Raw genomic sequence first — 25,639 nt, 5'->3', positions numbered from 1 at the left:
TTTGCAAGAGGAGGGCAGACGCCGGGCAGTGTATCGGGCGGCAGGCGGCTGGATGTGCTGAAAAACAGGAGCAAATCAAAAGGGTGAAAAAAGGCTTTTGCGCTGTTTTCACTAGGACGTATCGCTATCAATAGAGAAGCGAAATACGGACTGCCTCAGCGTTGGGAATGTAGCCCGGATGGCCCTTTTGCCTGCCCGCGCCGCCGCAAAGGGCCGAGGGGCGCGGCTGGCAGAAGCCCGGCGCTTGATGGGCACAAGGGCGGCGGGGTTTCATCAATGCAAATGGCTTTCATCCCTAGAATGCGCGGCCCGCCGGCCTGGCTGCTTCCGGCTATTTTTTCCGGCTTTGCTTTCTTCCGGCTTTTCTTTGTTCTGGCGCTTCTTCGCCCTGGCGCCTTTGTCTTCATCGCGTTCATGCCGCCGTCCTCATCCGCTCCGCCTGATTTGCAAGCCGCGCGCCGCCGCGCCCGCTGGCTGCGGCTTTTTACGGTGTGGCACTGGGTGAGCGCGGCGCTGTGCCTGCTGGGCATGGCGCTGTTTTCCGTGACGGGCATCACGCTCAACCACGCAGGGCAGATTGAATCGGCGCCCAAGGTGAGCACGCGCCACGCCAGCGTGCCTGCCGCCTTGCTGCAAGCCGCGCGGGCCGCCGATCCGCAAGACGCCAAAACGCCCGCGCCCCTGCCCGCCGATGTGCAGGCCTGGATACGCCGCGAGCTGGGCGTGAGCGTGCAAGGCCGCAAAGCGGAGTGGGACGCGGGCGAGGCCTACGTTTCCCTGCCGCGCCCCGGCGGCGACGCCTGGCTGCGCATCGACCTGGAAACGGGCGATCTGGAATACGAGCAGACCGACCGGGGCTGGATTGCCTGGCTGAACGATCTGCACAAGGGCCGCCACACGGGCGCGGCCTGGCGCTGGTTCATCGACTTGTTCGCCATTGCGGCGCTGGTGTTTTCAGCCACGGGCCTGCTCATCATGAAGATGCACGCGGCCAGCCGGCCCATGACCTGGCCCATCACCGCGCTGGGTGTGCTCATTCCCGCGCTGCTGGCCATCTGGATGGCGCATTGAGCGTTTTTGATGGAGCGCCTTGGATTGACCGCTTTGGCCCGATGGCCCCTGAAGGCCGCCGCCCTCCGCTTTTCATCCACTCCCCCCTGAACCTGAAGAAAAGGAGCAATGCACATGAAAAAACCCCTCTGCGCCCTGGCCCTGGGCAGCGCGCTGGCCGCGCCCGCGCTGGCCGCCGGGCTGGACGTGAGCGTGGAAATTCCGCGCCTGAACGTGGCCGAATACCACCGCCCTTACGTGGCCATCTGGGTGGAGCCTGCCGACGCCAAGGCCGATGTGCCCGGCACGCCCGCCACGCTGGCCGTCTGGTACGACGTGCGCGTGGCCGACGGCGACAGCAAGGGCACGAAATGGCTCAAGGACATGCGCCAGTGGTGGCGCCGCGCGGGCCGCAATCTGGACATGCCCGTCGATGGCGTCAGCGGCGCCACGCGCCCCTCTGGCGTGCAAACGCTTTCCTTCACCGCCGGCAGCGGCCCCCTGCCCAATCTGCCCACCGGCAGCTACAAGCTGATGGTGGAAGCGGCCCGCGAAGTCGGCGGCCGCGAAGTGCTCAGCGTGCCGTTTGACTGGCCCCCGAAAGCCGCCGCCCAGGCGCAGGCGCAAGGCAGCAGCGAGCTGGGCGCGGTGCGCGTCACGCTCAAGCCCTGACCGCAGGCTTGCGAAAAGCCTGAATTCGCTCCTGAATCCATAGCATGATGTCCTAGTGGAATCTGCGCGAAGGCCGTTTTCAGGCTTCTGGATTTGCTTCTCTTTTTGAACCCATTCATCTTCTCTCAACCTCCGCAAAGGACTTGCGTCATGAAACTCGCTCCCCGCATTGCCGCCGCCCTGCTCGCCCTGGGCCTGACCGCCGCGCAGGCGCACAACGTCTGGCTGCTGCCTTCTGCCACCAGCCTTTCCAAGCCCGAATGGGTCACGGTGGATGCCGCCGTGGCCAACGACCTGTTTTATTTCAACCACTTCCCGCTCAAGCTCGACCACCTTGCCATCACCGCCCCCGATGGCAGCCGCGTGGAGCCGGACAAGCCCTTCACCGGCAATTTGCGCAGCGTTTTCGACTTCAAGCCCGCCCAGCGCGGCACGTATCGCGTGGCCATCGTCAATGCAGGCGGCCTCACGGCCATCTACAAAGACGGCGAAGGCAAGCCCAAGCGCTGGCGCGGCACGCCCGAAAAATTTGCCGCCGAAGTGCCCGCCGACGCCAAAGACCTGGAAGTCTTTGAATCCAGCCTGCGCGTGGAAACCTTCGTCACCGTCGGCAAGCCCAGCGCCATCACGCCCAGCGGCAAGGGCCTGGAGCTGGCGCCCGTGACCCACCCCAACGACCTGGCCCCGGGCGAGCCGGCCACCTTTGCCATGCACCTGGACGGCCAGCCCGCCGCCGGGCTTGAAATCAAGGCCGTGCGCGGCGGCACCCGCTACCGCGACAAGCTGGAAGAAATCAAAACCGCCACCGACGCCAAGGGCCAGTTCACCCTCACCTTCCCGCAAGCGGGCATGTACTGGATCGACGTGGACGCCGACGACGCCAAAACCACCTTCCCCAAAGCCAAAAAGCGACGCCTGGCCTACGTGGCCACGGTGGAAGTGCTGCCTTGAGCGCACGGGCGGCGCCAGCCGGTGAGCCTATGAAATAGGCTGTGCTACAATCCACAGCTTTCTTGCCCCGGCAAGGAAAAACGGCCAGGGTCGTTAGCTCAGCTGGTAGAGCAGCGGACTCTTAATCCGTCGGTCGTAGGTTCGAACCCTACACGACCCACCATCTGGCCCGTTTTTGAAGCAGCCCGCTGATTCGTTTGAACAGCGGGTTTTTTTATTGCCCGCGCTTTCGCGGCATGAAAGCCGCCATCAGGCCGGCGGCTTGCCGGGGCGGACCGTGGCCTTGATTTGCAAGGCGCGCCCGGCTTGAGCATCGCGCACGGCCGTTGTGGCGGGCTGGTTCATCTGCAAGTCCATCTCGAAGCGGCCCCTGGCGCGCCAGTCCAGCGAGTCGATCTCCCTGAAGGACAGCTCGCCTTGCAGCCTGACGCGGCCGGGGCGGGCGGCGTCGCATTCGGCCACCAGGTCCAGGCGTTCCACGCGATCGTCCGCTCCTTTCTTGAAGCTGAGCTTGCGGCCGGAGCGGGCTTGCAGCTGGGGCGCGAAAAGCAGCCGGCCGCCATCGGAGATTTCCAGGACGATGTCGATGAGTTCACCTTGCGCTTGCCGGGCGGCCGCTAGCGCGGGCAGGCAGGCGATCGGGGCGACCGCCAGCAGGCGGCAAAAAGAGCGGCGGCGCATGCGCGATTCCTTTCTCGGCCATTGAAAAGCGCGCCATTGTGCGCAGCCCGCCCGCGCGGTTTTTGCGGTGCGTCAGCAATTGACGGTTTGGCGGCTGGCAGGCGCGCCGGTCTGCGCGGCGGCTGTGAGGCGCATGCGAAAATGCCCGCCACTGCTGCGGATGGATTGTGAGATGCAGCAGACGGCAGCGGGCCAGCCTCTCTGGCCCGCCTTTTTTGTTTGTCCGCCTTCTGACTGACTCAACGAAATGGCTGCTTTCAACGACGAAAAAGTCCTCACCGTCCACCACTGGACCGACCGCCTCTTTTCCTTCACCACCACGCGCAGCCCGGGCCTGCGCTTTTCCAACGGCCATTTCACGATGATTGGCCTGCGCGTGGATGGCAAGCCGCTTTTGCGCGCCTACTCCATCGTCAGCCCCAACTATGAGGAAACGCTGGAGTTTCTGAGCATCAAGGTGCCCGATGGCCCGCTGACCAGCCGCTTGCAGCACATTCAGCCGGGCGATACGGTGATCGTCGGCCACAAGCCCACCGGCACGCTGCTGACGGACTATTTGCTGCCGGGCAAGCGCCTGTATCTGTTTGGCACGGGCACGGGGCTGGCGCCGTTCATGAGCATCATCCGCGACCCTGATGCCTACGAGCGCTACGAGCAAATCGTGCTGGTGCACGGCTGCCGCCTGGTGGCCGAGCTGGCCTACCGCGACTACATCACGCACGAGCTGCCGCAGCATGAAATCCTGGGCGAGATGGTGCGCGGCCAGCTCAAGTACTACCCCACCGTCACGCGCGAGCCGTTCCAGACGCAAGGGCGCATTCCCGATCTGATTGAAAGCGGCCAGATGGCGCGCGACTTGTGCCTGCCCGAACTCAACCCCGCCGAAGACCGCGTGATGCTTTGCGGCAGCCCGGAAATGCTCAAATCCCTCAAGGCCGTGCTTGAAAAGCGCGGCTTCAAAGAGGGCAACACCACCCAGCCGGGCGACTACGTGGTCGAGCGCGCTTTCGTGGAGCAGTAAAAGCCCACCCAAAGACTGCGGCTCATGGCCCGCGCGTCTGTGCCCGTGCGCCGCACCGCGCGGGCAGACGGCATCGAAAAAGAGAGCGAATTCAAGCGGCTGAAAATACCGTTTCGCGCAATCCCCTCTAGGACATGATGCTATGGATTAAGGAGCGAAATAGCGCCTTGCCGCGCGATGGCGCCGCCCGTGCAGCTTCTCCGCCTGCATCTTGCCCCCGTTCCGAAACCTTTCGCGGCCAAATCGGCTTTCCGTAAGCTGGCTTGGCCTGCGAAAACCAAAGGACGGTATCGAGCGGCCATGCTCCGGCACGAATTTCAGGATTCCTGTTTGGCTGATGCCGTGGAGCCATATCAGAAACAGAAGCAAATCCAGCCCATCAAAAAGCGGTTTCCCGCTTATTCGGCGGCGATGGTTTGCTATTGAAGCAAGAGCGAATACAAGCTTCTTTTCTTCAGTGCCGCCCGCTGTCCGCACGCCCTCGCCCGGCTGGCGAAGCGCTGCCGGATGCCCGTATCCGCCTTTCCGTTGGATACACATTGCCATCTTTGAAATCGCCCGCCGCACGGGCCTTTTCAATGCTGGAAAAGCTGCTACAGAAACCGCAGCAAACCTGTGGATGGGGAATATTTAGCCCGCTTTCATGCGCCCCGAAACGCATCCGGGAATGCCACAATCCGCCCCGTTTTTTCCAGCGCTGGCCATCTGTTTTCCGGCTTGTTTTCCGCCATTTCCGCCAGCCTCCGGCGTCTCACGCCTGTGCAGCCGTCTCCCCGGTTTTCCCCTCTGCGGCACATGCGCAGAGGATTGTTTTTTTCTTTCGCTCCTTGCCCGCCCATGAAACATGAAGACATCGCCGCCAGCCGGCTGGAATTGCCCGTGCAGCCCATCAGCCAGGACGTGCTGGCCGAGAAATACCTCAAGAAAGAGGAAAAAACCGAAGACCAGCTCTTCGCTCGCGTGGCGCGCGCCTTGGCTTCCGCCGAAAAACCCGCTCTGCGCGCCGAATGGGAAGCCAAATTCCTGGCCAACCTCAAGGCGGGCGCCATTGGCGCGGGGCGCATCATGAGTGCGGCGGGCACCGACATTCAGGCCACGCTCATCAACTGCTTCGTGCAGCCCGTGGGCGACGCCATCCAGGGCGTGGCCGACGATGGCTACCCCGGCATTTACGAAGCCCTGCGCGAAGCGGCCGAAACCATGCGGCGCGGCGGCGGCGTGGGCTATGACTTCTCGCGCATCCGCCCCAGCGGGGCCGAGGTCAAGGGCACCGCTTCCATCGCTTCCGGCCCGTGCAGCTACATCAACGTGTTCGACCAAAGCTGCGCCACCGTGGAGAGCGCGGGCAGCCGCCGTGGCGCACAAATGGGCGTGCTGCGCATCGACCACCCGGACGTGCTCGACTTCATCACCGCCAAGCGCACGCCCGGCCGCTGGAACAATTTCAACGTTTCCGTCGGCGTGACCGACGCCTTCATGCAGGCGCTGGAGAAAAACGCCGACTGGGAGCTGGTGCACAAGGCGCGCCCCGGAGCCGCCCTGCGCGAATCCGGCAGCTACCAGCGGCAAGACGGCCTGTGGGTTTACAAGCGCCTGCCCGCCCGCCAGCTGTGGGACACCATCATGAAGTCCGCCTACGACTTCGCCGAGCCGGGCATCTTGTTCATTGACGCCATCCGCCGCGACAACAACCTCAACTACTGCGAAACCATCGAGGCCACCAACCCCTGCGGCGAGCAGCCCCTGCCGCCCTACGGCTGCTGCGATCTCGGCCCCATCATCCTCACCCGCTTCGTGCGCCACGCCTTTGGCGAAGGCGGCGAGCCGATGTTTGACTTCGACGCTTTTGAAAAAGTCGTCGCCATCCAGGTGCGCGCGCTGGACAACGTGCTGGATGTCACCTTCTGGCCGCTGGAGCAGCAGCGCGCCGAAGCCGCCGCCAAGCGCCGCATTGGCGTGGGCTTCACGGGCCTGGGCAACACGCTGGCCATGCTGCGCCTGCGCTATGACCGCGACGAAGGCCGCCAAATGGCCGCCCGCATCGCCGAAGCCATGCGAAACGCCGCCTACCGCGCCTCCATCGAATTGGCCAGGGAAAAAGGCGCTTTCCCCCGCTTTGACGCCACCCAGTACCTGGGCCAGGGCACCTTCGCCAGCCGCCTGCCGCAGGACATTCAGGACGCCATCCGCAAGCACGGCATCCGCAACAGCCACCTGCTGTCCATCGCCCCCACCGGCACCGTCAGCCTGGCCTTTGCCGACAACGCCTCCAACGGCATCGAGCCGCCCTTTTCCTGGACCTACACCCGCAAAAAACGCGAAGCCGACGGCTCCCGCAGCGAATACCAGGTGGAAGACCACGCCTGGCGCCTCTACAAGGCGCAAGGCGGCGACGTCAGCCACCTGCCCGACTACTTCGTCAATGCCCTGGCCATGACCGCCGAAGAGCACATCGCCATGATGCAGGCCGTGCAGCCTTTCATAGACACCTCCATCTCCAAAACCGTCAATGTTCCGGCCGACTACCCGTATGACGACTTCAAGGACCTCTACGCCAAAGCCTGGAAGGCCCGCCTGAAGGGCCTGGCCACCTACCGGCCCAACGCCATTGTCGGCTCCGTGCTCGAGGCTGCCCCCGCCGAAGCGCCCAAACAGGAAAACGCCGCGCCCGCCAGCCCGCGCCACGGCCATGCGGACGATCCCATGCGCACCGTCATTGAAAAACGCCCCACCGGCGGGCTGCCCGCCGTGGCCGAAAAAATCGACTACTGGACCAGCGAAGGCCCGCAGCGCCTCTACCTCATCGTCACCTTCCTGCCCATGCCCACGGCCGACGGCAAAGGCACCGTGGAGCGCGCCATCGAATTTTTCATGCCCGTGGGCCAGAACGGCGAATCGCAGCAATGGATCACCGCCACCATGCGCTCGCTCAGCCTGGCCGCGCGCGGCGGCTTTCTGGACCGCGCGCTGGAAGATTTGCGCAAAGTCACGTGGGACCGTGGCCCCGTGCGCCTGGGCACCTACCAGAAGGCCGACGGCACCCGCGTGCCCCGCTGGCACGACAGCGAAGTGGCCGCCATCGGCTACGCCATTGAAGACCTCATCGCCCGCCGCGCCCAAGGCTCGCTCTTTGCCGAAGGCGATTTGCCCGCCGCAGAAACCTTGCAGGCCGCCAAGGACGCGCCGCAAAGCGACGGCGCCCACGCCATCACCCCCGGCATGATGGCCGGCAAGAAATGCACCGAATGCGGCGCCCGCGCCATGATCCGCAAAGACGGCTGCGACTACTGCACCCAGTGCGGCTTCGTCGGCAGCTGCGGCTGACTCCCGCTCCCGCCGCTCCCGCAGCCAAGTCCGGCCCGCGCCGGACTTTTTTGTGCATGGCTCCCATCGCCCGCAAGTCCTGGCGCAGACTGGATCGGCAGCTATCTTTTTTGAAGCGAGCGGGCAAGAAAAAGCCCTTGGGCCAAAACTGGCCCAAGGGCTTTTTGCCGTGGTGCGCGGAGCCGGACTCGAACCGGCACGCCCTTGCGGGCGTCAGGACCTAAACCTGGTGCGTCTACCAATTTCGCCACCCGCGCGGTTTGGGGCCGCCGCGAAGCTTGCCGTGAATTGCCGTGAAGCCCGCTGCGAAAGAGGCGGATTCTACGGGCTTGCGCCTTCTGGTTCAGCCTTCACGCGGAACCACGCCGCGTACATGGCGGGCAGGGCCAGCAGGGTCAGCGCCGTGGCGACGATGAGACCGCCCATGATGGCCACGGCCATCGGCCCCCAGAACACGCTGCGCGAGAGGGGAATCATGGCCAGCACGGCAGCGGCGGCCGTCAGCGCGATGGGGCGCAGGCGGCCCACGGCGGCTTCCACGATGGCGTGGCTGGCGCTCATGCCGTGGCGGCGGTTGAGTTCGATCTGGTCGATGAGGATGACCGAGTTGCGCTGAATCATGCCCATGAGGGCGATGACGCCCAGCAGGGCCACGAAGCCGAATGGCCGGTTCAGCGCCAGCAAGGCGGCGGCCACGCCCGCGATGCCCAGCGGGCCGGTCAGAAAGACCAGCATGGCGCGGCTGAACGATTGCAGCTGGAGCATGAGCAGCGTGAAGGTGATGAACAGCATGACAGGCACGCCGGCGGCGATGGAGGCGGAGCCTTTGCTGCTTTCTTCGGTGGCGCCGGCCACTTCCAGGCGGTAGCCGGGTGTCTGCTCGGCCCACTGCGCTTCCAGCTTGCGCAAGGCGGGCAGCAGTTGCGCCGTGACGGTGGCGCCTTCCATGCCTTGGGCCACGTCGCCTTGCACGGTGATGGCGTATTCGCGCTTGTCGCGCCACATCACGCCCGGCTCCCAGGCCAGCACGGGCGTGGCGATTTGCGCCAGCGGAATGGCTTTGCCGCTGGCGGTGGCCACGTAAGCGCCGGCCAGGCTGTCGAGCGCGCCGCGTTCGCTGGCGGGCTGGCGCAAGGTGATGTCGATGAGCTTGTCGCCCTCGCGGTACTGGCCCACGGCCGCGCCGTTTTGCATGACGTGCAGCGCTTGCGCGATGGACTGGCTGGATACGCCCAGCGCGCGCGCCTTGGCCTGGTCAATTTGCAGGCGCAGCGTTTTGATGGACTCGTTCCAGTTGTCGTTCACGTCGCGCATGTACACGTTGGCGCGCAGGGCGGCCTTGACTTCGTTGGCGTAGGCGCGCAGCTGCTGCGGATCAGGCCCGATCACGCGGAACTGCACCGGGTAATCCACGGGCGGCCCGCTGGACAGGAGCTTGACGCGCGCGCGCGCTTCCGGAAATTCCTGCGCCAGCAGGGCGGGCAGGCTGCCGAGCAGGTGATTGCGCGCGGCCATGTCCTGCGACAGCACGATGAGCTGCGCCACGTTGCTCTGCGGCATGATTTGGTTCAGCGGCAGGTAAAAGCGCGGCACGCCCGAGCCAATCCACACGCTCACGCTGGCAGCGCCCGGCGCTTGCCGGATGCGCTTTTCCACGCGCGTGGCCACGTCTTCAGTGGCCGCGAAGCTGGCGCCTTCGGGCAGCCAGAGCGACACCAGGATTTCGGGGCGCGTGGAGTCGGGGAAAAACTGCTGCTGCACCCGCCCCATGCCCGCCATGCCCAGCGCAAACACCAGCGCCGTGGCGCCAATGGTCAGCCAGCGCCGCCGCACGCACCAGGCCACCAGGCGGCGAAAGGTCATGTAAAAAGGCGTGTTGAAATTGTCATGCAGCTCGCCGGTATTTTCGGCCGCATTTTCATGGCTATGTTCAAGAGTGTTTTCGCGGCGGTTTTCAATGGCATTTTCCCGCGCATGCGCCACGTGCGGCGGTATTTTCAAAAGCCACGTGCCCAAAAGCGGAACGAAAATCACCGAAGCCACCCAGCTGGCCAATAGCGCAATCACCGTCACGGCAAATATGGCAAAGGTGTATTCGCCCACGGTTGATTTGGCAATGCCGATGGGCAGAAAACCCGTGGCGGTAATCAGCGTGCCCGTGAGCATGGGCATGGCTGTCAATTCGTAGGCAAATGTGGCAGCGCGCAGGCGGTCATAACCTTCTTCCATTTTGCGCACCATCATTTCAACGGCAATGATGGCGTCGTCCACCAGCAGCCCCAGCGCGATGATGAGCGAGCCCAGCGACACCTTGTGCAGCCCGATGCCCCAGTAATACATGAGCAGAAAAGTGATGGCCAGCACCGCCGGAATGGTGATGCCCACCACCAGGCCGGGGCGCGAATCCAGCACCCAGCGCCGCCGCAAGGGATGGGGGCCGCCGGGGCGCTTGTGCAGGCCCAGCGAGAGAAAGCTCACGCCCAGCACCACGGCCACGGCCTCCACCAGCACCCGCACGAACTCATTGACCGAGCCGGCCACCACGGCAGGCTGGTCTTGCACTTGCTGGAGCGTCATGCCGGCGGGCAGCGTGCTTTCGATGCGGGCCGCCGCCTCTTTCAGCGCCTTGCCCAGGGCGATGATGTCGCCGCCCTTGGCCATCGACACGCCCAGCGCAATCACTTCGTTGCCATCGTGGCGCACCTTCACCTGCGGCGGCTCCACATAGCCGCGCCGCACCTGGGCGATGTCTTGCAGGCGCAGCTGCCGCCCCGAAGGGCCGCGAATGGGCATGTCGCGCAGCGCCTGCACCGAGCCGAAAGCGCCGCTCACGCGCACGGGCGCCACTTCCAGCGCCGTTTCCACGCTGCCGGCTGAAACCACGGCGTTTTGCTGCCCCAGCTGCGCCAGCACGGCGTTCATGTCCAGCCCCAGCTCGGCCAGGCGCTTTTGCGAAACCTCGATATAAATTTTTTCGTCTTGCGCGCCGAAAATCTCCACTTTTGCCACGTCTTTCACGCGCAAAAGCTCCCGGCGCACATCATCGGCGATGGTTTTCATTTCAGCCTTTGAAAAACCGCCGCCGGATTGAAGCGCGTAAATCACGCCATAGACATCGCCAAAATCATCATTGAAATACGGGCCGATCACGCCCTGGGGCAGCGTGGCGCGCATGTCGCCGATTTTCTTGCGCACCGTGTACCAGATTTGCGGCACATCGCGCGCGGGCGAATGGTCCTTGAGCTGGAAGGTAATGGTGGTTTCGCCCGGCTTGGAATAGCTGACGATCTTGTCGGCATAAGGCACTTCCTGCAAAGCGCGCTCGAGCTTGTCGGTCACCTGCTCGGCCAATTGCTGCGCGCTGGCGCCCGGCCACCAGGCGCGCACCACCATCGCGCGGAAGGTAAAGGGCGGGTCTTCATCCTGCCCCAGCTGAAAGTAGGCGGCCGCGCCCAGCAGCATGAGTGCCACCATCAGATAGCGCACCAGCGGCGCGTGCGCCAGCGCCCAGCGCGAAAGATTGAAACGGCTGCCGCCCGCATTCACCTCACTGGCCTGCATCAATATTCCTCTTCTTTTCAATTGCGGCGGCGGCGTCATGAGCCGCCGGATGGGCATGCCCGCCCGGATGATTCATTTCAAGCTCCAGCCGCACGGCAAGGCTTTCTTTTTCGTCATGGCGTTTTTTGTGACGCAATCCATTTTTCAATGACGTTCAATGACGGCGCGGTGCGCGTTTGAAAGGCTGTCCAAAATCTGCCCGTGGCTGCGGCCAGTGCGGACATGGACACGGTCTCAAGGCGCTGTGCGGCGTTGCAAATCTCCGCCGGGTCACAAAAGCAGTCTGCGGTTTGCGCCTTGCAGCCCATTTCGACCCGCACGTTCGCCCCTTGCGGCCAGACTCTGGACAGGTTCTGAGAAGAAGAGGGCTTGTTTTCGCTCCTCTATTCATAGCATGAGGTCCTAGTGGAAATTGCGCGAGCGGCGTTTTCAATCGCATGAATTCGCTCCTGTTTCTGAAGCGGGCGCATGATCTGGCGTGCCTGAGCGGCGTTGCCGGGCGGTGTTGCTGAGCCGTGTCATGGAGCGGTGGCGCTGTCCGGGCTGCCGGATGGCGGCGCGTCTTGGGCTTGCGCCGTTTCGGCAGCTTCAGCGGCTTCGGCGGCGGCCCGGGGCTTGTAGATGCTGACCTTCTGGCCCGGCTGGAGGGCGTGCACGCCGCTGGTGACGATTTGCATGCCCTCTTGCAGGCCGCCGCTAATCAGCACGCTATCGCCTTGCACGCCGCCCACTTGCACATTCAGCTGCTCAACGGCGCTGCTGGCCGGGTCATAGCGCCAGACGGCGGATTGGCCGTCAGCGGCCTGCCACAGGGCGCTGCCCGGCAGGCTCAGGGCGGCGGCGCCCGCCTGGGCGGCGCTTTCCGGCGTGACGTAGGCGGTGGCGCCCAGCGGGGCGCTGGCAGCGGCCTGGCCTTGCAGGGCGGCCTTGACGGTATAGGTGCGGGTGGCAGGGTCGGGGCTGGCGGCGATCTCGCGGATGCGGGCGGGCAGCTTCTCATCGCTGGCCCACAGGCGCACGGTGGCGTTTTGCCCAGCCGCCAGGCGCTGCGCCTGGCCTTCAGGCACGGCAAAGGCAATGTCGCGCGCGCCGTCGCGCGCCAGGCGCACGACGGGCGCGCCTGCGGCCACCACCTGGCCCGCTTCGGCATCCACGCCGGTGACAACGCCATCGGCATCGGCCAGCAAATGGGTGTAGCCCGCCTGATTGCCTTGGGCGGCCAGCTGCGCGCGCGCCTGCTTGAGCGCCGATTCAGCCGATTGCAGCGCCGTGGCGCGCCGGTCCAGCTCCGCGCTGCTGATGAAGCCTTTGTCGCGCAGAGCGGAAAAGCGCTCCAGATCCGTGGCGGCCAGATCGCGCTGGGCCTGCGCGGCGGCCGTCTGGGCGCGCGCCGCATCGGCGGCAAGCTGGTAGTCGCGCGCATCCAGCCGGGCCAGAAGCTGGCCTTTTTTCACATGCTGGCCTGGCTCCACGGCGCGTTCGATGATCTTGCCCGCCACGCGAAAACCCAGGCGCGATTCCACTTCGGCCCGCACTTCGCCCGCATATTCGGGCTGGCTGGCAGCCGGGGCGGCGGCCACAGTCATCAGCTTGACGGCGCGCACAGGCGCGGGCGCGGCGGGATGCTTGCCGCAGGCGGCCAGCGCCAAGGCGGCGGCCAGGGCAGCGGCGGTGGCAAAGCGGTGGCGTTGCATGAAGGCGCTCCTTGAAAAGTGAAGCCGTCAGCGCGCTAAAAATGCGCGCCCAGCTCAAATGCCAATGCAAAACGGCCCCAGCAGCGGGGCCGTTTCAGGCGGATGGCGGCATTTTAGAAATGCCGGAGCGCGCCTTGCGGCTTCAGGCGGCAGCAAGGCGCCGCACGCCTTGCAAGCGCCCTGCCAGAGCCAGTGCGGACCCGGGCGTGGATGTTGCGAATCTTCACTGGCTCACGAGACCCGTCTGCGGTTTGCGGCCCCGGTTTGCACTTTCGCCCCTCATGGCCAGACCATGAACAGGTTTTCACGCGGGGCTGCCGCGATACTGCGGCGCATATTCCTTCTGGTTGGGCAGCCACTGCGGGGCGAGCGAGCCGAACACCATGCCGATGACGGCGGCCAGCAAGCCCGCGAGCTGCTGCGGAAAAGCGGCCCGGAGCATGGGGCTGGCCACAAACAGCAGCCACACGCCCAGCCCCATCGCCACCGCCAGCATGGCCCCTTGCGTGGAAGCGCGCCGCCAGTAGATGCCAAACACCAGCGGCACGAACGCGCCCACCAGCGGAATCTGGTAGGCGCCCGAAACCAGGTCATAGATGGACGAGCCTTCCATCGTGATGGCGTAGGTGAGCACGCAGATGGTGAAGATCAGCACGCTGGCGCGCATGGCCTTGAGCGTGTGCGCGTCGCTCATGCCGGGGCGCAGGTTGCGCAAGATGTTTTCCACAAAGGTGGTGGAAGGCGCCAGCAGCGTGGCCGAGGCCGTGGACATGATGGCCGACAGCAGCGCGCCGAAAAAGGCCACTTGCAAGGCGATGGGCATGTGGCTCATCACCAGCGTGGGCAGCAGCTTTTGCGGATCGTCGGCCAGCACCTGGGCGGCGTTGGGCACCACCAGCAGGCCCGTCATCACGATGAACATGGGCACGAAGGCGAACACGAGATACAGCAGGCCGCCCGCGATGGGGCCGCGCCGCGCCGTCTGCACGCTGTTGGATGACATCACGCGCTGGAACACGTCCTGCTGCGGAATGGAGCCGAGCATCATCGTGATGGCCGCTGCCACGAAAAACAGCCACTCCTTGGCGCCGCCCGTGGGGAAGAAACGGAATTTGCCCTCGCTGGCCGTGAACTCGAGCACGCGCTGCGCGCCGCCTGCCAGGCCGGCGGCGTACCAGGCAATGGCCATCAGGCCCAGCACGATGACGATCATCTGCACAAAGTCCGTCAGCGCCACCGACCACATGCCGCCGTACAGCGTGTACAGCAGCACCACCGCCGTGCCCAGCGCCATGCCCCAGGTCAGTGAAATCGAGCCGTGGCTGAGCATGTTGAACACCAGCCCCAGCGCCGTGATCTGCGCGCCCACCCAGCCCAGGTAGCTGAAGATGACCATCAGCGAGCACACCACCTCCACCACGCGCCCGTAGCGCTGGCGGTAGTAGTCGCCAATGGTGATGATGTTCAGCTCATACAGCTTGCGCGCGAAAAACAGGCCCACCAGCACCAGGCACAGGCTGGAGCCAATAGGCTCCTCCACCACGCCGCCCAGCCCGTTGGCCATGAACTGCGCGGGCGCGCCCATGACGGTTTCGGAGCCGAACCAGGTCGCAAAAGTCGTGGCGATGACCACGGCCATGGGCAGGCTGCGCCCGGCCACCGCGTAATCGGCCGTGTTGTGCACGCGCCGCGCCGCATACAGCCCCACGCCAATTGAGGCCAGTAAATACAGGACGATAAAGCCCACGAGCATCGTGCAGCCTTTCAGGGTCAGGTGGTTGAAAAAAGGCGCGATTATTACCAGTGAACCCCGTCTTTTTTCAGAGGTTCGCAAATGAAAAAACAGGCAAGAAAAAACCGGCCCGCAGGCCGGTCTGACAGTGACCGTTGAAGCCGGTCAGTCAAGACAGGTGGCCACTGATGAGCTTGGTCATCTCGAACATGGAAACCTGGGGCTTCTTGAAGATTTCCTTGAGCTTGGCATCCGCGTTGATGTTGCGCTTGTTGGCGGCGTCTTGCAGCTTGTGCGCCTTGATGTATTCCCACACTTTTTTCGTCACCTCGGTGCGGGGCATGGGCTTGCTGCCGATGATGGCGGCCAGCTGCGGGCTGGGGGTCAGGGGCTTCATGAAGCCGCTGTTGGCGGCGGGAGCCTTCTTGGCGGCCGCAGGGGCCTTAGCAGTTGCTTTTTTTGCAGTTGCCATGATGGTTGATCCTTGGAAATAAATGTCCAGAACAAAAAAAAGCAGCCCTGATGCGCAGCGCCCCAAGGCGGCTGGCCGCGATGCTACTGGATAAGCAGAGCTGCGCAAGCGCGTGAAACGCCTTTTCGAGCTTCCGTACCCCGTTTTCTTACAAACTGGCACGCCTGTATTGACTTTGCGTTCCCCTTTTCATTCACGCCGCAACAGTCGTTTCAGGATTTGGAGCCGCCAATTGCAGGCAAAAGCACAAGAAAAAGCCGCCCGGAGGCGGCTTCAAACGGGGTTTCGGCGCTCTGAACAGGTTCTCAGAAGCGAATGCCCGCCGGATTGTCAGCCGATGGTCCAGGAGGAGTGACGCTGGGCGGCTGGTAGCCGCTGGCATCTGGTGCGCTGCCTTCCGCTTTTTGGGGCGCTGCAGGCGCGATCTTGATGGGTGACAGCGCGGCCGGTGCAGGGCGCTTGTAGCTGGATGGCAGCTGGGAGGTTTTGGGGTAGCCAGCCGCGTCCAGATACTGGCCCCACTGCACATCTGAATAGCCCGCCAGGCGCTGGCCGCCAATGGTGAGGGCGGGCAAAGTCGTATCGCCGCCCGTGAGCTTTTTCAGCGCAGCAATGTCGTTGTTGGTGGCGATGGTTTTTTCGGCGTAGGGAATGCCGCGCTGGTTCAGGTAGCTGCGGCCCTCGTCGCAAGGAGCGCAGTCTGTGCTTGTGTAGAGAGTGACAGGGTATTTCTGCGCCACCTGGTTCAGCTCGTATGGCAGACCGTTGGGAGCTGTGGCGGGCACGGGGCTGCCGCCGCTGCGCTGGGCCGTAACGGGCTGGCTGGCATTGACGGGTGGTTTGTCTGAAAAGGTGACGCGCCCATCAGGGCCGACCACGCGATAAACCTGCGCTTGCGCGGCGCCTGCAAGCAGAGTCAGGGCAGCTACGGGCAGAAGCAGTGAGCGAGCGGATTTCATTGGTCTGTTTTCTCCTAGTGAGTGGCACACTTTAGGCCATGCCTTGGTGGCGCAGGAGCGCATCCAGGCTGGGTTCACGGCCCCGGAAAGCTTTGAATGACTCCATGGCGGGGCGGCTGCCGCCAGCCTCCAGAATGGCCTGGCGGTATTTTCGTCCGGTTTCCAGGCTGTGCTGGCCGTCAGGCGTGACGGTTTCCTCAAAAGCAGCGTATGCGTCGGCGGCCAGCACTTCAGCCCACTTGTAGCTGTAGTAACCCGCCGCGTAGCCGCCCGCGAAGATGTGGCTGAAGGTGTGCGCCATGCGGCCCCAGGCCGGCGGGTGCAGCACAGCCACTTCCTGCCGCACGGCCAGCAAAAGGGCCTGCACGTCTTTCACCGGCTCCCTGGCGGTGTGCAGCAGCATGTCGAACAGGGCGAATTCGATTTGCCGCAGGGTTTGCATGCCGCTTTGGAAGTTGCGCGCGGCCAGCATCTTGTCGAACAGCTCGCGTGGCAGCGGCTCGCCCGTATCCACGTGGGCGGTCATGTGTTGCAGCACGTTCCATTCCCAGCAGAAGTTCTCCATGAACTGGCTGGGCAGCTCCACCGCGTCCCACTCCACGCCGCTGATGCCGGAAACATCGCGCTCGTCCACCTGCGTGAGCATGTGGTGCAGGCCGTGACCGAATTCGTGAAAGAGCGTGGTCGCGTCATCATGCGTGAGCAAGGCGGGCTTGCCGTCCACGCCTTCGGCGAAGTTGCACACAAGATAGGCCACGGGCGTTTGCAGCCGGCCGGTGTCGGGGCGCAGCCAGCGCGAGCGCGCGTCATCCATCCACGCGCCGCCGCGCTTGCCGGGGCGCGCGGCAGGGTCCAGATAGAACTGGCCGAGCAGCTTGCCGTCGCGCTCAATGCGGTAAAAACTCACGCCGCTGTGCCACACGGGCGCCTGATCGGGGCGGATGCTGATTTCAAACAGCGTCTCGGCAATGCGAAACAGCCCCGCCAGCACCTTGGGCAGCGTGAAATAAGACTTGACTTGCTGCTCACTGAAGGCGTAACGCGCCTCGCGCAGACGCTCGCTCAGGTAAGTCCAGTCCCAGGGCTGCGGATCGTCCAGCCCCAGCTCCTTGCGGGCGTAGTCGCGCAAGTCCTGCACATCGCGTTCGGCGTAGGGGCGCGCCTTGGCTGCCAGCTCGCGCAAAAAACGCACCACTTCTTCGGGCGATTCAGCCATCTTAGGCACCAGCGAGACAGCGCCAAAGTCCGGGTAGCCCAGCAGCTGCGCTTCTTCATGCCGCAGCGCCAATATCTCCTGCATGATGGCCGTGTTGTCAAAACGGCGGGCATCGCCCTCGGCCTGGTCGGAAGCGCGCGTGGCATAGGCGCGATACAGGCGCTCGCGCAGCGCGGAGCTGGCAGCAAACTGCATCATCGGCAGATAGCAGGGCAGCTTGAGTGTGAGCTTGTAGCCGCTTTGCCCCTCGGCTTCGGCGGCGGCGCGCGTGGCGGCTTTCACATCGTCAGGCACGCAGGCCATTTCTTCGGCGCTGGCGTAGTACGCGAAAGCGTCGGTGGCGTCCAGCGCGTTTTCGCTGAATTTCTGCGTCAGCTCGGCGCTGCGCTCCTGAATTTCAGCAAAGCGCTTCTTGGCCTCGCCGTGCAACTCCGCGCCGCCCAGCACAAAACCGCGCAAGGCATTTTTCAGCGCCTGCCGCTGCTCGGCATTGAGCGCATTGGCGTCGATAGCCTTGTATTTGGCATACAGGCGCTCGTCGCAGCCCAGGCGCGTGTAGAACTCGGCAATTTTGGGCAAAGCCGCGTTATAGGCGGCGCGCAGCTGGGGCGTGTCAGCCACGGCGTTCAGGTGGCTGACCACGCCCCAGGCCAGAGACAGCCGCTCGGTCGCCACATCCAGCGTGGCCGAAAGCGCCTGCCAGCTGGCGGCAAAGCCAGGCGCTGTCACCTCCTCCAGCGCAGCGCGCGCCTTGGCCAGCAGCGCGTCAATGGCCGGGGCCACATGCTCGGGACGAATCAAATCAAAACGTGGAAGAGGGGAAAGATTGAACAGGGGGTTTTCAGCAGTCATGGCGCGGGCAAATGGGGCGAGGGAATAAAAAAATCAAGCGGCGGCAAACAAGGCAATGGGTGGAAAGGACGTGAATCAATCCAATCTGCCGCCAGGCTGTGGCTGAGCGTATATCCAGACGTACATTCAGAAAAAGCGTGCACTGAACGGCATGGAAACAAAAGCCACCCGGCTCCTGCGAACGCCATACAGGCCTGGGCGGTCATGATATTCGCCTGTATGAGCCTGTATGAATATGAAAGACCTGAAAACGCCGCTGGCCGGAAATATCCCTTCATGGCATGCCAGCCATGCGCCTGCGGCGGCCGGGTTTGTGCAAGCGCGCCGGATTTGCGGCAGATTCGCTGCTACAGTCAGTCCTTTCCATCGTTTGCAAAGGACAAGCCGGATGCTGTGGGATCTCATCGTTGCCGTAATCGTGGGTTTTATCGTGGGGCTGATAGCGCGGGCGCTCATGCCGGGCAATCAGAGCATGGGTTTTTTCGCGACGGCGCTGCTGGGCATGGCCGGGTCTGTACTGGCCAGCTATGGCGGCGGCGCGCTGGGGCTGTACCCGGCAGGCTCGCCCATGGGCTGGGGCGCTTCCATCATTGGCGCGCTCATCGCCTTGTTCATCTATAACCAAATAGCCAAAAAGCAGTGACAATATCCGGTTTTTCCAATCCCGCCGTTACTTGAAAGGAACTTCACATCATGGGCAACAAACTCGTTACCGAAGCCGATCGCAAAGCCACCAAGCCGTTGCCTGGCGCGCCTGCGCCCCGCTTGGGCGGCGGCCAGCGCAAAAGCCTGGAGCGCGGCGCTCACACGCGCAGCAAGAAAAACGCTGGCAAGCGCCCGCATCAAGGTTGAACGGCTTTTGCCAGCCATGAAAAAAGCGCCTCATTGAAGGCGCTTTTTTCATGGTCATGCCGCTTTGACGAAAAGCCTGCCTGCCTTGTTTGAATCGCGGCAAACCCAATCCGCGCCCAGGCTGCATGCCCATTTGCCCTTGGACTGGTGCTGCCGTTTCCTGCTCCATCAGCTGCTCATGGCTTGGCTGCAAACGGCAAAAAACGAATTGGGTTGGTTGAAAAATGAGCGCGGCATGAACGATAAAACTATGCTGATTGGACGGCATTTTTAGCTCCTTAATTCATAGCATGATGTCCTAGTCAAAAATGCGCCAGTCGGTATTTTGATCCCCTTGAATTCGCTCCTGTTTTTGTTAGTCCCTGGCAAGCGAAAGATGAACCAGAAGCCCCCTTCGCCCGCCAGCCGCCCTGTGTTTCGATGTAGCCGCTTCGGCGCCTGCCCATCGGGCGGACGAAGGCCCTGACAGGCTTTCAGGCCAGCTTGCGCGCCGCTTCCTGCGCCGTGCGGCGCGCGCTGGCGTCCAGCGCGAGCAGGGCGGGCAGATCGGGCGCGGGGTGGCAAGCGCCGGCTTCCAGCGTGGACTGGATGACGGCGTGAATCTGGTCAAAGCGGATGCGGCCTTGCAAGAAGGCTTCAACGGCCACTTCATTGGCGGCGTTGAAGACGGCGCAGGCGCCTTCAGGCGCGCGCAGCACTTGCCAGACGAGGGCCAGGGACGGAAAGCGCGCGGGGTGGCCGTGGCTTTGCATGTCTTCAAAGGTCAGGCCCTGCAAGGCGCCAAAGTCCAGCGCGGGCGAGCCGGATGCCATGCGCTGCGGCCAGGCCAGGCCGTAGGCGATGGGCACGCGCATGTCGGGCGTGCCCAGCTGGGCGACGATGGAGCCGTCCAGATACTGAACCATGGAGTGGATGACGCTTTGCGGGTGAATGAGGGCGCAGAGCTTTTCAGGCGGCATGCCAAAGAGCCAGCGCGCCTCGATGATTTCCAGCGCCTTGTTCACCATGGTGGCCGAGTCCACGGAAATCTTGCGGCCCATGCGCCAGTTGGGATGGGCGCAAGCCTGTTCGGGCGTGACGCTGCGCAGCCGGGCCGGCTCCCAGGTGCGAAAGGGGCCGCCTGAAGCGGTGAGGATGATGCGCTCGACGCGCTGGCCCCAGGTGGCGGGGTCTTCGGGCAGGGACTGGAAGATGGCGGAGTGCTCGCTGTCGATGGGCAGCAGCGTGGCGCCGCCTTCGCGCACGGCGCGCATGAACAGGCTGCCGCCGACGACCAGCGCCTCTTTGTTGGCCAGCAGCAGGCGCTTGCCCGCGCGGGCGGCGGCCAGGCAGGGCGCCAGGCCCGCCGCGCCGACGATGGCGGCCATAACGGTGTCCACCTCTGCGCTGGACGCTATGTTTTCAATAGCTGCCGGCGCAGTATCCACGCGGACTTCAAGCCCTTTTTGCCTGATTTTTTCGGCCAGTTGCGCGGCGTGGGGGGCGCTGGCCATGGCTGCTACGCGGGGGCGGAAGCGCTCGCACTGCGCCAGCAGCTTGTCCACCTGCGTGGCGGCCGTGAGCGCGACGACTTCAATGCGGTCAGGATGGCGCGCGGCCACATCCAGCGTGCTGGCGCCAATGGAGCCTGTGGAGCCAAGCACGGCCAGGCGTTGTTTTTTCATGGGATGTCAGTCCATCAGCCCGGTCAGCGCCAGCGCCAGGGGCAGCGTGGGCAGCAGGGCGTCTATGCGGTCGAGCACGCCGCCGTGGCCGGGCAGCAGGCCGCTGGAGTCTTTCATGCCGGCGCTGCGCTTGACCAGAGACTCGGCCAGATCGCCCACCACGCTCATGCCCGCCAGCAGCAGCGCGCCCAGCGCCAGCCACAGCGGCCCGGCCTGGTGCAGGCGGGCAAACAGGCTGGGGCGGGCCGCGTCATCCAGCCACGCCCAGCCAGCGGCCAGCAGCAGCACGCCGGCCATGCCGCCCCACACGCCTTCCCAGCTTTTGCCGGGGCTGATATTGCGGGCCAGCTTCGCGCCGTGCGTGAGGCGCCCGCCCAGGGCGCGGCCAGCGAAATAGGCGCCAATATCGGCCGTCCAAACAAGCGCCAGCACGGAAAGCAGGAAGTTCACGCCCATGCCGTGCGCTTGCGCCATGGCCAGCCAGGCGGCCGTCAGCACTGCCAGCCCCGCGCACCAGCGCGCAATCAGCGGCACGCGCGGCCAGCCTGCCACGCCACGGCGCAGCAGCCACGCGCCGCCGGCGATCCACAGCGCGCCCACGCCCAGCCACAAGGCGGGAAGGGGCCGCGCCACCGCGCCGCCCAGCCACAGCCCGGCGCAAAGCGCCGCGCACAGCAGCCCCGTGGCAAGGGCTGGCGCGCCAGCCAGGCCGTTGAGCCGCGCCCATTCCCAGGCCGCAGCGGCAATCAGCACCAGCGTCAGCGCCAGAAAAGGCGCGGCCACGGGCGCGAAAAGGGCGGGCAGAAAAACGGCCAGCAGCACCAAGGCGGTGATGACGCGCTGCTTCAGCATGCCTGCCCGTCCTGTGGCTGCACTGGCGGCTGCACTTGCTCGGAGGTTTTGCCAAAGCGCCGTTCGCGCGCGGCGTAGGCGGCCAGGGCCTCGTCCAGCGCGGCTTCGTCAAAGTCCGGCCAGAGCCGGTCGCTGAAGAAAAGCTCGCTGTAGGCGCACTGCCAGAGCAGGAAGTTGCTGATGCGCTGCTCGCCGCCGGTGCGGATGAGCAAGTCGGGGTCAGGCGAGCAGGCCAGCGAGAGCGCTTGCCCCAGCGCTTCTTCGGTGATGGTTTCACCGCGCGCGGCCAGCCGGGCTGCGGCTTGCACGATGTCCCAGCGGCCGCCGTAGTTCAGGCACACATTGAGCGTCATGCGCTGGCCGCTGGCGGTTTGCGCCTCGGCCTGCGCCAGCGCGGCTTGCAGGCCCTCGGCCAGCGCATTCAGCTGCCCGATAAAGCGCAGCCGCACGCCCGCTTCTTGCAAGGCAGGCACTTCGCTGGCGAGCGACTTGCCCATCAGGCCCATCAGGCCGCTGACTTCATCGGGCGGGCGGCGCCAGTTTTCAGAAGAAAACGCAAACACCGTCAGCGCCTGCACGCCGCGCGCCGCGCACGCCTGCACGCAGCGGCGCAGCGAGGCGACGCCCTGGCGATGCCCCACGATGCGCGGCAAAAAACGCTGCCGCGCCCAGCGGCCATTGCCGTCCATGATGATGGCAATGTGCCTGGGCAGCGGATGGGCGGAAGACGGCAAGAAAGGCATGGGCGGCGGAAAGCCAAACGGGCGGGCAGCACGCTGGCAAGCGGCAATAAGCGTCGAGAGATGACGAAAACGGGGCCAGACTGGAAAGAGCAGGCGCGCAAAGCCTGCCCAGCCCGCTCAAACAGCCATCACGTCTTTTTCCTTTTCGGCCACCAGCGCGTCAATCTCGGCAATGTGCTTGTCGGTGAGCTTCTGGATGTCGGCCTCGGCGCGCTTTTGGTCGTCTTCGGAGGCTTCCTTGTCCTTGACGAGCTTTTTCACGGCTTCATTGGCATCGCGCCGGAGGTTGCGGATGGCGATCTTGGCGCTTTCGCCTTCATGGCGCACCAGCTTGGTCATTTCCTTGCGGCGCTCTTCGCTCATGGGCGGCATGGGCACGCGGATCAGATCGCCCATGCTGGCGGGGTTCAGGCCCAGGTCGCTTTCGCGGATGGCCTTTTCGATTTTTGCGGCCATGTTCTTTTCCCACGGCTGCACGCTGATGGTGCGCGAGTCCAGCAGCGAGACGTTGGCCACCTGCGACAGGGGCACGTGGCTGCCGTAGTACTCCACATGAATGGTGTCCAGCAAGGCCGGATTGGCGCGGCCCGTGCGGATTTTCGTGAGGTTGTTCTTGAAGGCGGCGATGGACTGGTCCATCTTGGCCTGGAGGTTTTTCTTGATGTCTGCAATCGTCATGTTCGGCTCCTTCAGACGTGAACGAGGGTTCCTTCATCCGCGCCCATGACCACGGCCTTGAGGGCGCCCGGCTTGAAGATGGAAAACACCTTGATCGGCAGTTTCTGGTCGCGGCACAAGGCGAAAGCCGTGGCATCCATGATGCCCAGGTTTTTCGTCATGGCCTCGTCAAAGCTCAGGCGCGCGTAGCGCGTGGCCTGGGCGTCTTTGCGGGGATCGGCGGAATAAACGCCATCCACCTTGGTGGCCTTGAGCACCAGCTCCGCGCCGATTTCGGCGCCGCGCAGGGCCGCCGCCGTGTCGGTGGTGAAAAAGGGATTGCCCGTGCCAGCGGCGAACACCACGGCCTTGCCTTCTTCCAGGTACTGAAGCGCCTTGGGGCGCACGTAAGGCTCCACCACCTGATCGATGCTGATGGCGCTCATCACGCGCGCCGTCAGCCCGGTTTTGTTCATGGCGTCGGCCAGCGCCAGCGCGTTCATCACGGTGGCCAGCATGCCCATGTAATCGGCCGTGGCGCGATCCATGCCCACGGCGCCGCCAGCCATGCCGCGAAAGATGTTGCCGCCGCCGATCACCACCGCCACTTGCACGCCCATGCGCGCGACTTCGGCAATCTCTCCCACGATGCGCCCGATGACGGCCTGGTTGATGCCAAAGGCGTCGTCTCCCATCAGCGCCTCGCCGGAAAGCTTGATCAGAATGCGCTTGTGGGCAGGGGTGTCGTGTGGCATGAAGAGGCTCTCTCGTGTACTTGTTGTGGGCGGAACGCATGGGCGGCAGGCAGTGTGTTCAGGCCCGGGCGGCCCGCCTGCCAAGGCAGCCGCCCGGCCAGGCCGGCTCAGCTCTTGCCTTGTGCGGCAGCCACTTGCGCGGCCACTTCGGCGGCGAAGTCGTCTTGCTTTTTCTCGATGCCTTCGCCCACCACGTACAGGGTGAAACCCGTCACCTTGGTGTTTTTCTCTTTGAGCATCTGCTCGACCGTCTGCTTGTCGTTCTTGACGAAAGGCTGGCTGAACAGCGCCACTTCCTTGAGGTATTTCTGCACCGAGCCTTCCACCATCTTGGCGGCGATGTCGGCAGGCTTGCCCGATTCCTGCGCCTTGGCCAGGGCCACGCTGCGCTCGCGCTCGATCAGTTCGGCGGGCACGTCGGCGCTGGTCAGCGCCACGGGCTTCATGGCGGCCACGTGCATGGCCACGTCACGCGCAGCCACTTCGTCGCCTTCGTATTCCACCAGCACGCCAATGCGCGTGCCGTGCACGTAGCTGGTGACTTTGCCGCCCGCCTTGCGCACCAGGCGGCGGAAGCTCATGTTTTCGCCAATCTTTCCGATCAGGCCCACGCGCACGTCTTCCAGCGTGGGGCCAAAGCCGTCTTGCTCATAGGGCAGCGCACCCAGCGCGGCCACGTCGGCGGGGTTTTTCTCGGCAGTCAGCCGGGCGGCGGCGTTGGCCATGGCCGCAAAGCTGTCGTTCTTGGTCACGAAATCGGTTTCGCAATTGACTTCGACCATCGCGCCCACGCCGTTTCCGATGAAAGCGGCCACCACGCCTTCAGCCGTGATGCGGCTGGCCGCCTTGCCAGCCTTGGTGCCGAGCTTGACGCGCAGCAGCTCTTCGGCCTTGGCCATGTCGCCGTCCGCTTCGGTCAGCGCCTTTTTGCATTCCATCATGGGCGCGTCGGTCTTGGCGCGCAGGTCAGCCACCATTTTTGCGGTAATTGCAGCCATTTCTTGATTTCTCCGTTGATTCGTTCAGATTCAATTCACAAAAAAGGGGCTGCCAAGCCCCTTTGCAAGCGCCCAGGCGCTTCGCGTCACGCAAAAGCGCAGGCGGGCGCGGCTTCATCAGGCAGCGGCTTCGTCTTTCACTTCAACGAATTCGTCGCCGCTGTCAGCCACGGCTTTCAGCACTTCGTCCACGGCGTTGGCCTTGCCTTCCAGAATGGCGTCGGCGATGCCGCGCGCGTACAGCGTCACGGCCTTGGCCGAGTCGTCGTTGCCGGGGATGACGTAATCAATGCCTTCCGGGCTGTGGTTGGAGTCCACCACGCCAATGAGCGGAATGCCCAGCTTGCGCGCTTCGGCCACGGCAATCTTGTGGTAGCCCACGTCAATCACGAAGATGGCGTCAGGCAGCGCGGTCATGTCCTGAATGCCGCCAATGTCGCGCTCCAGCTTTTCCAGCTCGCGGGCGAACAGGAGCTGCTCTTTCTTGCTCATGTTGTCCAGCCCCGCTTCCTGCTGCGCCTGCATGTCTTTGAGGCGCTTGATGGACGTTTTGACGGTTTTGAAGTTGGTCAGCATGCCGCCCAGCCAGCGCTGCTCAACGTAGGGCATGCCGGCGCGGCGGGCTTCTTCAGCCACGATATCGCGCGCCTGGCGCTTGGTGCCGACAAACAAAATGGTGCCGCGGTTGGCGGCCATTTGACGCGCGAATTTCTGCGCTTCCTGGAACATCGGCAGCGACTTTTCCAGGTTGATGATGTGAATCTTGTTGCGATGGCCGAAGATGAAAGGAGCCATCTTGGGGTTCCAGAAGCGCGTCTGGTGTCCGAAGTGGACGCCGGCTTCCAGCATTTCACGCATGGTGACGGACATGTGTTTTTCCTGAAGGTTGGGTCTTGAAGCCCCGGCCCCTTGCCGCGCGTTGTTGGGGTTATG

Annotated in this window: 23 protein-coding genes and 2 tRNA genes; 8 read left to right on the top strand and 17 right to left on the bottom strand. The window is 64.3% G+C overall.

The annotated features are described in order from the left end of the window. Window positions 1-414 precede the first annotated feature (414 nt). The 4 genes from QB898_RS04055 (at window position 415) to QB898_RS04040 (ending at window position 2,836) form a co-directional block, all read left to right on the top strand. Window positions 415-1,071, top strand: a complete 657-nt coding sequence (locus tag QB898_RS04055; protein ID WP_279523897.1) for a PepSY-associated TM helix domain-containing protein — start codon at window positions 415-417, stop codon at window positions 1,069-1,071. A 114-nt stretch (window positions 1,072-1,185) separates the two neighbouring features. Beyond that, entirely contained in the window at window positions 1,186-1,722 is a 537-nt protein-coding gene (locus QB898_RS04050; RefSeq protein WP_428982723.1) for a DUF2271 domain-containing protein, read from the top strand. A gap of 150 nt (window positions 1,723-1,872) precedes the next feature. Next, window positions 1,873-2,673, top strand: a complete 801-nt coding sequence (locus QB898_RS04045; RefSeq protein ID WP_279523895.1) for a DUF4198 domain-containing protein — start codon at window positions 1,873-1,875, stop codon at window positions 2,671-2,673. Between the two features lie 87 nt (window positions 2,674-2,760). Further along, window positions 2,761-2,836, top strand: a tRNA-Lys gene (locus QB898_RS04040). Window positions 2,837-2,922: 86 nt separating this feature from the next. On the opposite strand, the gene QB898_RS04035 is transcribed toward QB898_RS04040, so the two are convergent. After that, complete coding sequence (locus QB898_RS04035) at window positions 2,923-3,354, bottom strand: hypothetical protein (RefSeq protein WP_279523893.1); 432 nt, start codon at window positions 3,352-3,354, stop codon at window positions 2,923-2,925. 247 nt (window positions 3,355-3,601) lie between these two features. On the opposite strand from QB898_RS04035, the gene QB898_RS04030 reads away from it, so the two are divergent. Then, on the top strand, window positions 3,602-4,375 hold the full coding sequence (locus tag QB898_RS04030) for a ferredoxin--NADP reductase (RefSeq protein ID WP_279523892.1): 774 nt from the start codon (window positions 3,602-3,604) through the stop codon (window positions 4,373-4,375). A 147-nt stretch (window positions 4,376-4,522) separates the two neighbouring features. Here the strand turns inward: QB898_RS04030 and QB898_RS04025 are convergent, their stop codons facing one another. Further along, window positions 4,523-4,954 carry a hypothetical protein gene (locus QB898_RS04025; protein WP_279523891.1) on the bottom strand — a complete coding sequence of 144 codons (432 nt, stop codon included), beginning with the start codon at window positions 4,952-4,954 and terminating at the stop codon, window positions 4,523-4,525. Window positions 4,955-5,212: 258 nt separating this feature from the next. Here QB898_RS04025 and QB898_RS04020 point away from each other — a divergent pair, with 258 nt between their 5' ends. Continuing rightward, window positions 5,213-7,699: an adenosylcobalamin-dependent ribonucleoside-diphosphate reductase gene (locus tag QB898_RS04020; RefSeq protein ID WP_279523890.1), complete on the top strand. Its 2,487-nt coding sequence runs from the start codon at window positions 5,213-5,215 to the stop codon at window positions 7,697-7,699. A gap of 170 nt (window positions 7,700-7,869) precedes the next feature. Here QB898_RS04020 and QB898_RS04015 read toward each other — a convergent pair. From QB898_RS04015 to QB898_RS03980, 8 genes are all read right to left on the bottom strand, one after another. Further along, window positions 7,870-7,956, bottom strand: a tRNA-Leu gene (locus QB898_RS04015). Between the two features lie 64 nt (window positions 7,957-8,020). Beyond that, a complete protein-coding gene (locus QB898_RS04010) occupies window positions 8,021-11,260 on the bottom strand; it encodes an efflux RND transporter permease subunit (protein ID WP_279523889.1) in 3,240 nt (1,079 codons plus the stop codon). Further along, window positions 11,247-11,396, bottom strand: coding sequence for a hypothetical protein (locus QB898_RS04005; protein WP_279523888.1), 150 nt, complete (start codon window positions 11,394-11,396; stop codon window positions 11,247-11,249). Before QB898_RS04005 ends, QB898_RS04010 begins: the two co-directional genes overlap by 14 nt. A gap of 382 nt (window positions 11,397-11,778) precedes the next feature. Further along, complete coding sequence (locus QB898_RS04000) at window positions 11,779-12,954, bottom strand: efflux RND transporter periplasmic adaptor subunit (RefSeq protein ID WP_102284087.1); 1,176 nt, start codon at window positions 12,952-12,954, stop codon at window positions 11,779-11,781. Window positions 12,955-13,258: 304 nt separating this feature from the next. Then, window positions 13,259-14,707, bottom strand: a complete 1,449-nt coding sequence (locus QB898_RS03995; RefSeq protein WP_279523887.1) for a high affinity choline transporter 1 — start codon at window positions 14,705-14,707, stop codon at window positions 13,259-13,261. 148 nt (window positions 14,708-14,855) lie between these two features. Beyond that, window positions 14,856-15,083 (bottom strand): SWIB/MDM2 domain-containing protein, encoded by a 228-nt coding sequence (locus QB898_RS03990; protein WP_233199922.1) that lies wholly within the window; start codon window positions 15,081-15,083, stop codon window positions 14,856-14,858. A 380-nt stretch (window positions 15,084-15,463) separates the two neighbouring features. Further along, on the bottom strand, window positions 15,464-16,117 hold the full coding sequence (locus tag QB898_RS03985; protein ID WP_279523886.1) for a DUF4124 domain-containing protein: 654 nt from the start codon (window positions 16,115-16,117) through the stop codon (window positions 15,464-15,466). A 31-nt stretch (window positions 16,118-16,148) separates the two neighbouring features. After that, window positions 16,149-18,185 (bottom strand): M3 family metallopeptidase, encoded by a 2,037-nt coding sequence (locus QB898_RS03980; protein ID WP_279523885.1) that lies wholly within the window; start codon window positions 18,183-18,185, stop codon window positions 16,149-16,151. Between the two features lie 388 nt (window positions 18,186-18,573). Here QB898_RS03980 and QB898_RS03975 point away from each other — a divergent pair, with 388 nt between their 5' ends. Together QB898_RS03975 and QB898_RS03970 are read left to right on the top strand one after the other, a co-directional pair. Beyond that, entirely contained in the window at window positions 18,574-18,828 is a 255-nt protein-coding gene (locus QB898_RS03975) for a GlsB/YeaQ/YmgE family stress response membrane protein (RefSeq protein WP_279523884.1), read from the top strand. Window positions 18,829-18,878: 50 nt separating this feature from the next. Beyond that, window positions 18,879-19,037 carry a hypothetical protein gene (locus QB898_RS03970; RefSeq protein WP_172674002.1) on the top strand — a complete coding sequence of 53 codons (159 nt, stop codon included), beginning with the start codon at window positions 18,879-18,881 and terminating at the stop codon, window positions 19,035-19,037. A 473-nt stretch (window positions 19,038-19,510) separates the two neighbouring features. Here QB898_RS03970 and dxr read toward each other — a convergent pair whose 3' ends face one another. The 7 genes from dxr to rpsB all read right to left on the bottom strand — a co-directional run bounded on the left by dxr (window position 19,511) and on the right by rpsB (window position 25,576). After that, window positions 19,511-20,701 (bottom strand): 1-deoxy-D-xylulose-5-phosphate reductoisomerase, encoded by a 1,191-nt coding sequence (gene dxr, locus QB898_RS03965; protein ID WP_279523883.1) that lies wholly within the window; start codon window positions 20,699-20,701, stop codon window positions 19,511-19,513. Between the two features lie 6 nt (window positions 20,702-20,707). Beyond that, a complete protein-coding gene (locus QB898_RS03960) occupies window positions 20,708-21,553 on the bottom strand; it encodes a phosphatidate cytidylyltransferase (protein ID WP_279523882.1) in 846 nt (281 codons plus the stop codon). Further along, the gene (uppS, locus tag QB898_RS03955) at window positions 21,547-22,296 is read right to left on the bottom strand and encodes a polyprenyl diphosphate synthase (RefSeq protein WP_279523881.1); all 750 of its coding nucleotides are present in this window, start codon (window positions 22,294-22,296) and stop codon (window positions 21,547-21,549) included. Before uppS ends, QB898_RS03960 begins: the two co-directional genes overlap by 7 nt. Window positions 22,297-22,413: 117 nt before the next feature. After that, window positions 22,414-22,974 (bottom strand): ribosome recycling factor, encoded by a 561-nt coding sequence (gene frr / locus QB898_RS03950; protein ID WP_050714501.1) that lies wholly within the window; start codon window positions 22,972-22,974, stop codon window positions 22,414-22,416. An 11-nt stretch (window positions 22,975-22,985) separates the two neighbouring features. Continuing rightward, a complete protein-coding gene (pyrH, locus tag QB898_RS03945; protein ID WP_050714502.1) occupies window positions 22,986-23,708 on the bottom strand; it encodes a UMP kinase in 723 nt (240 codons plus the stop codon). Window positions 23,709-23,815: 107 nt separating this feature from the next. Then, on the bottom strand, window positions 23,816-24,706 hold the full coding sequence (gene tsf / locus QB898_RS03940; protein ID WP_050714503.1) for a translation elongation factor Ts: 891 nt from the start codon (window positions 24,704-24,706) through the stop codon (window positions 23,816-23,818). Window positions 24,707-24,823: 117 nt separating this feature from the next. Beyond that, entirely contained in the window at window positions 24,824-25,576 is a 753-nt protein-coding gene (rpsB, locus tag QB898_RS03935) for a 30S ribosomal protein S2 (protein ID WP_102284079.1), read from the bottom strand. Between the last annotated feature and the right edge of the window lie 63 nt (window positions 25,577-25,639).

Source organism: Ottowia cancrivicina, from assembly GCF_029813755.1.
Lineage (GTDB): Bacteria > Pseudomonadota > Gammaproteobacteria > Burkholderiales > Burkholderiaceae_C > Ottowia > Ottowia massiliensis.
This window is presented reverse-complemented; position numbering and strand designations above follow the sequence as displayed.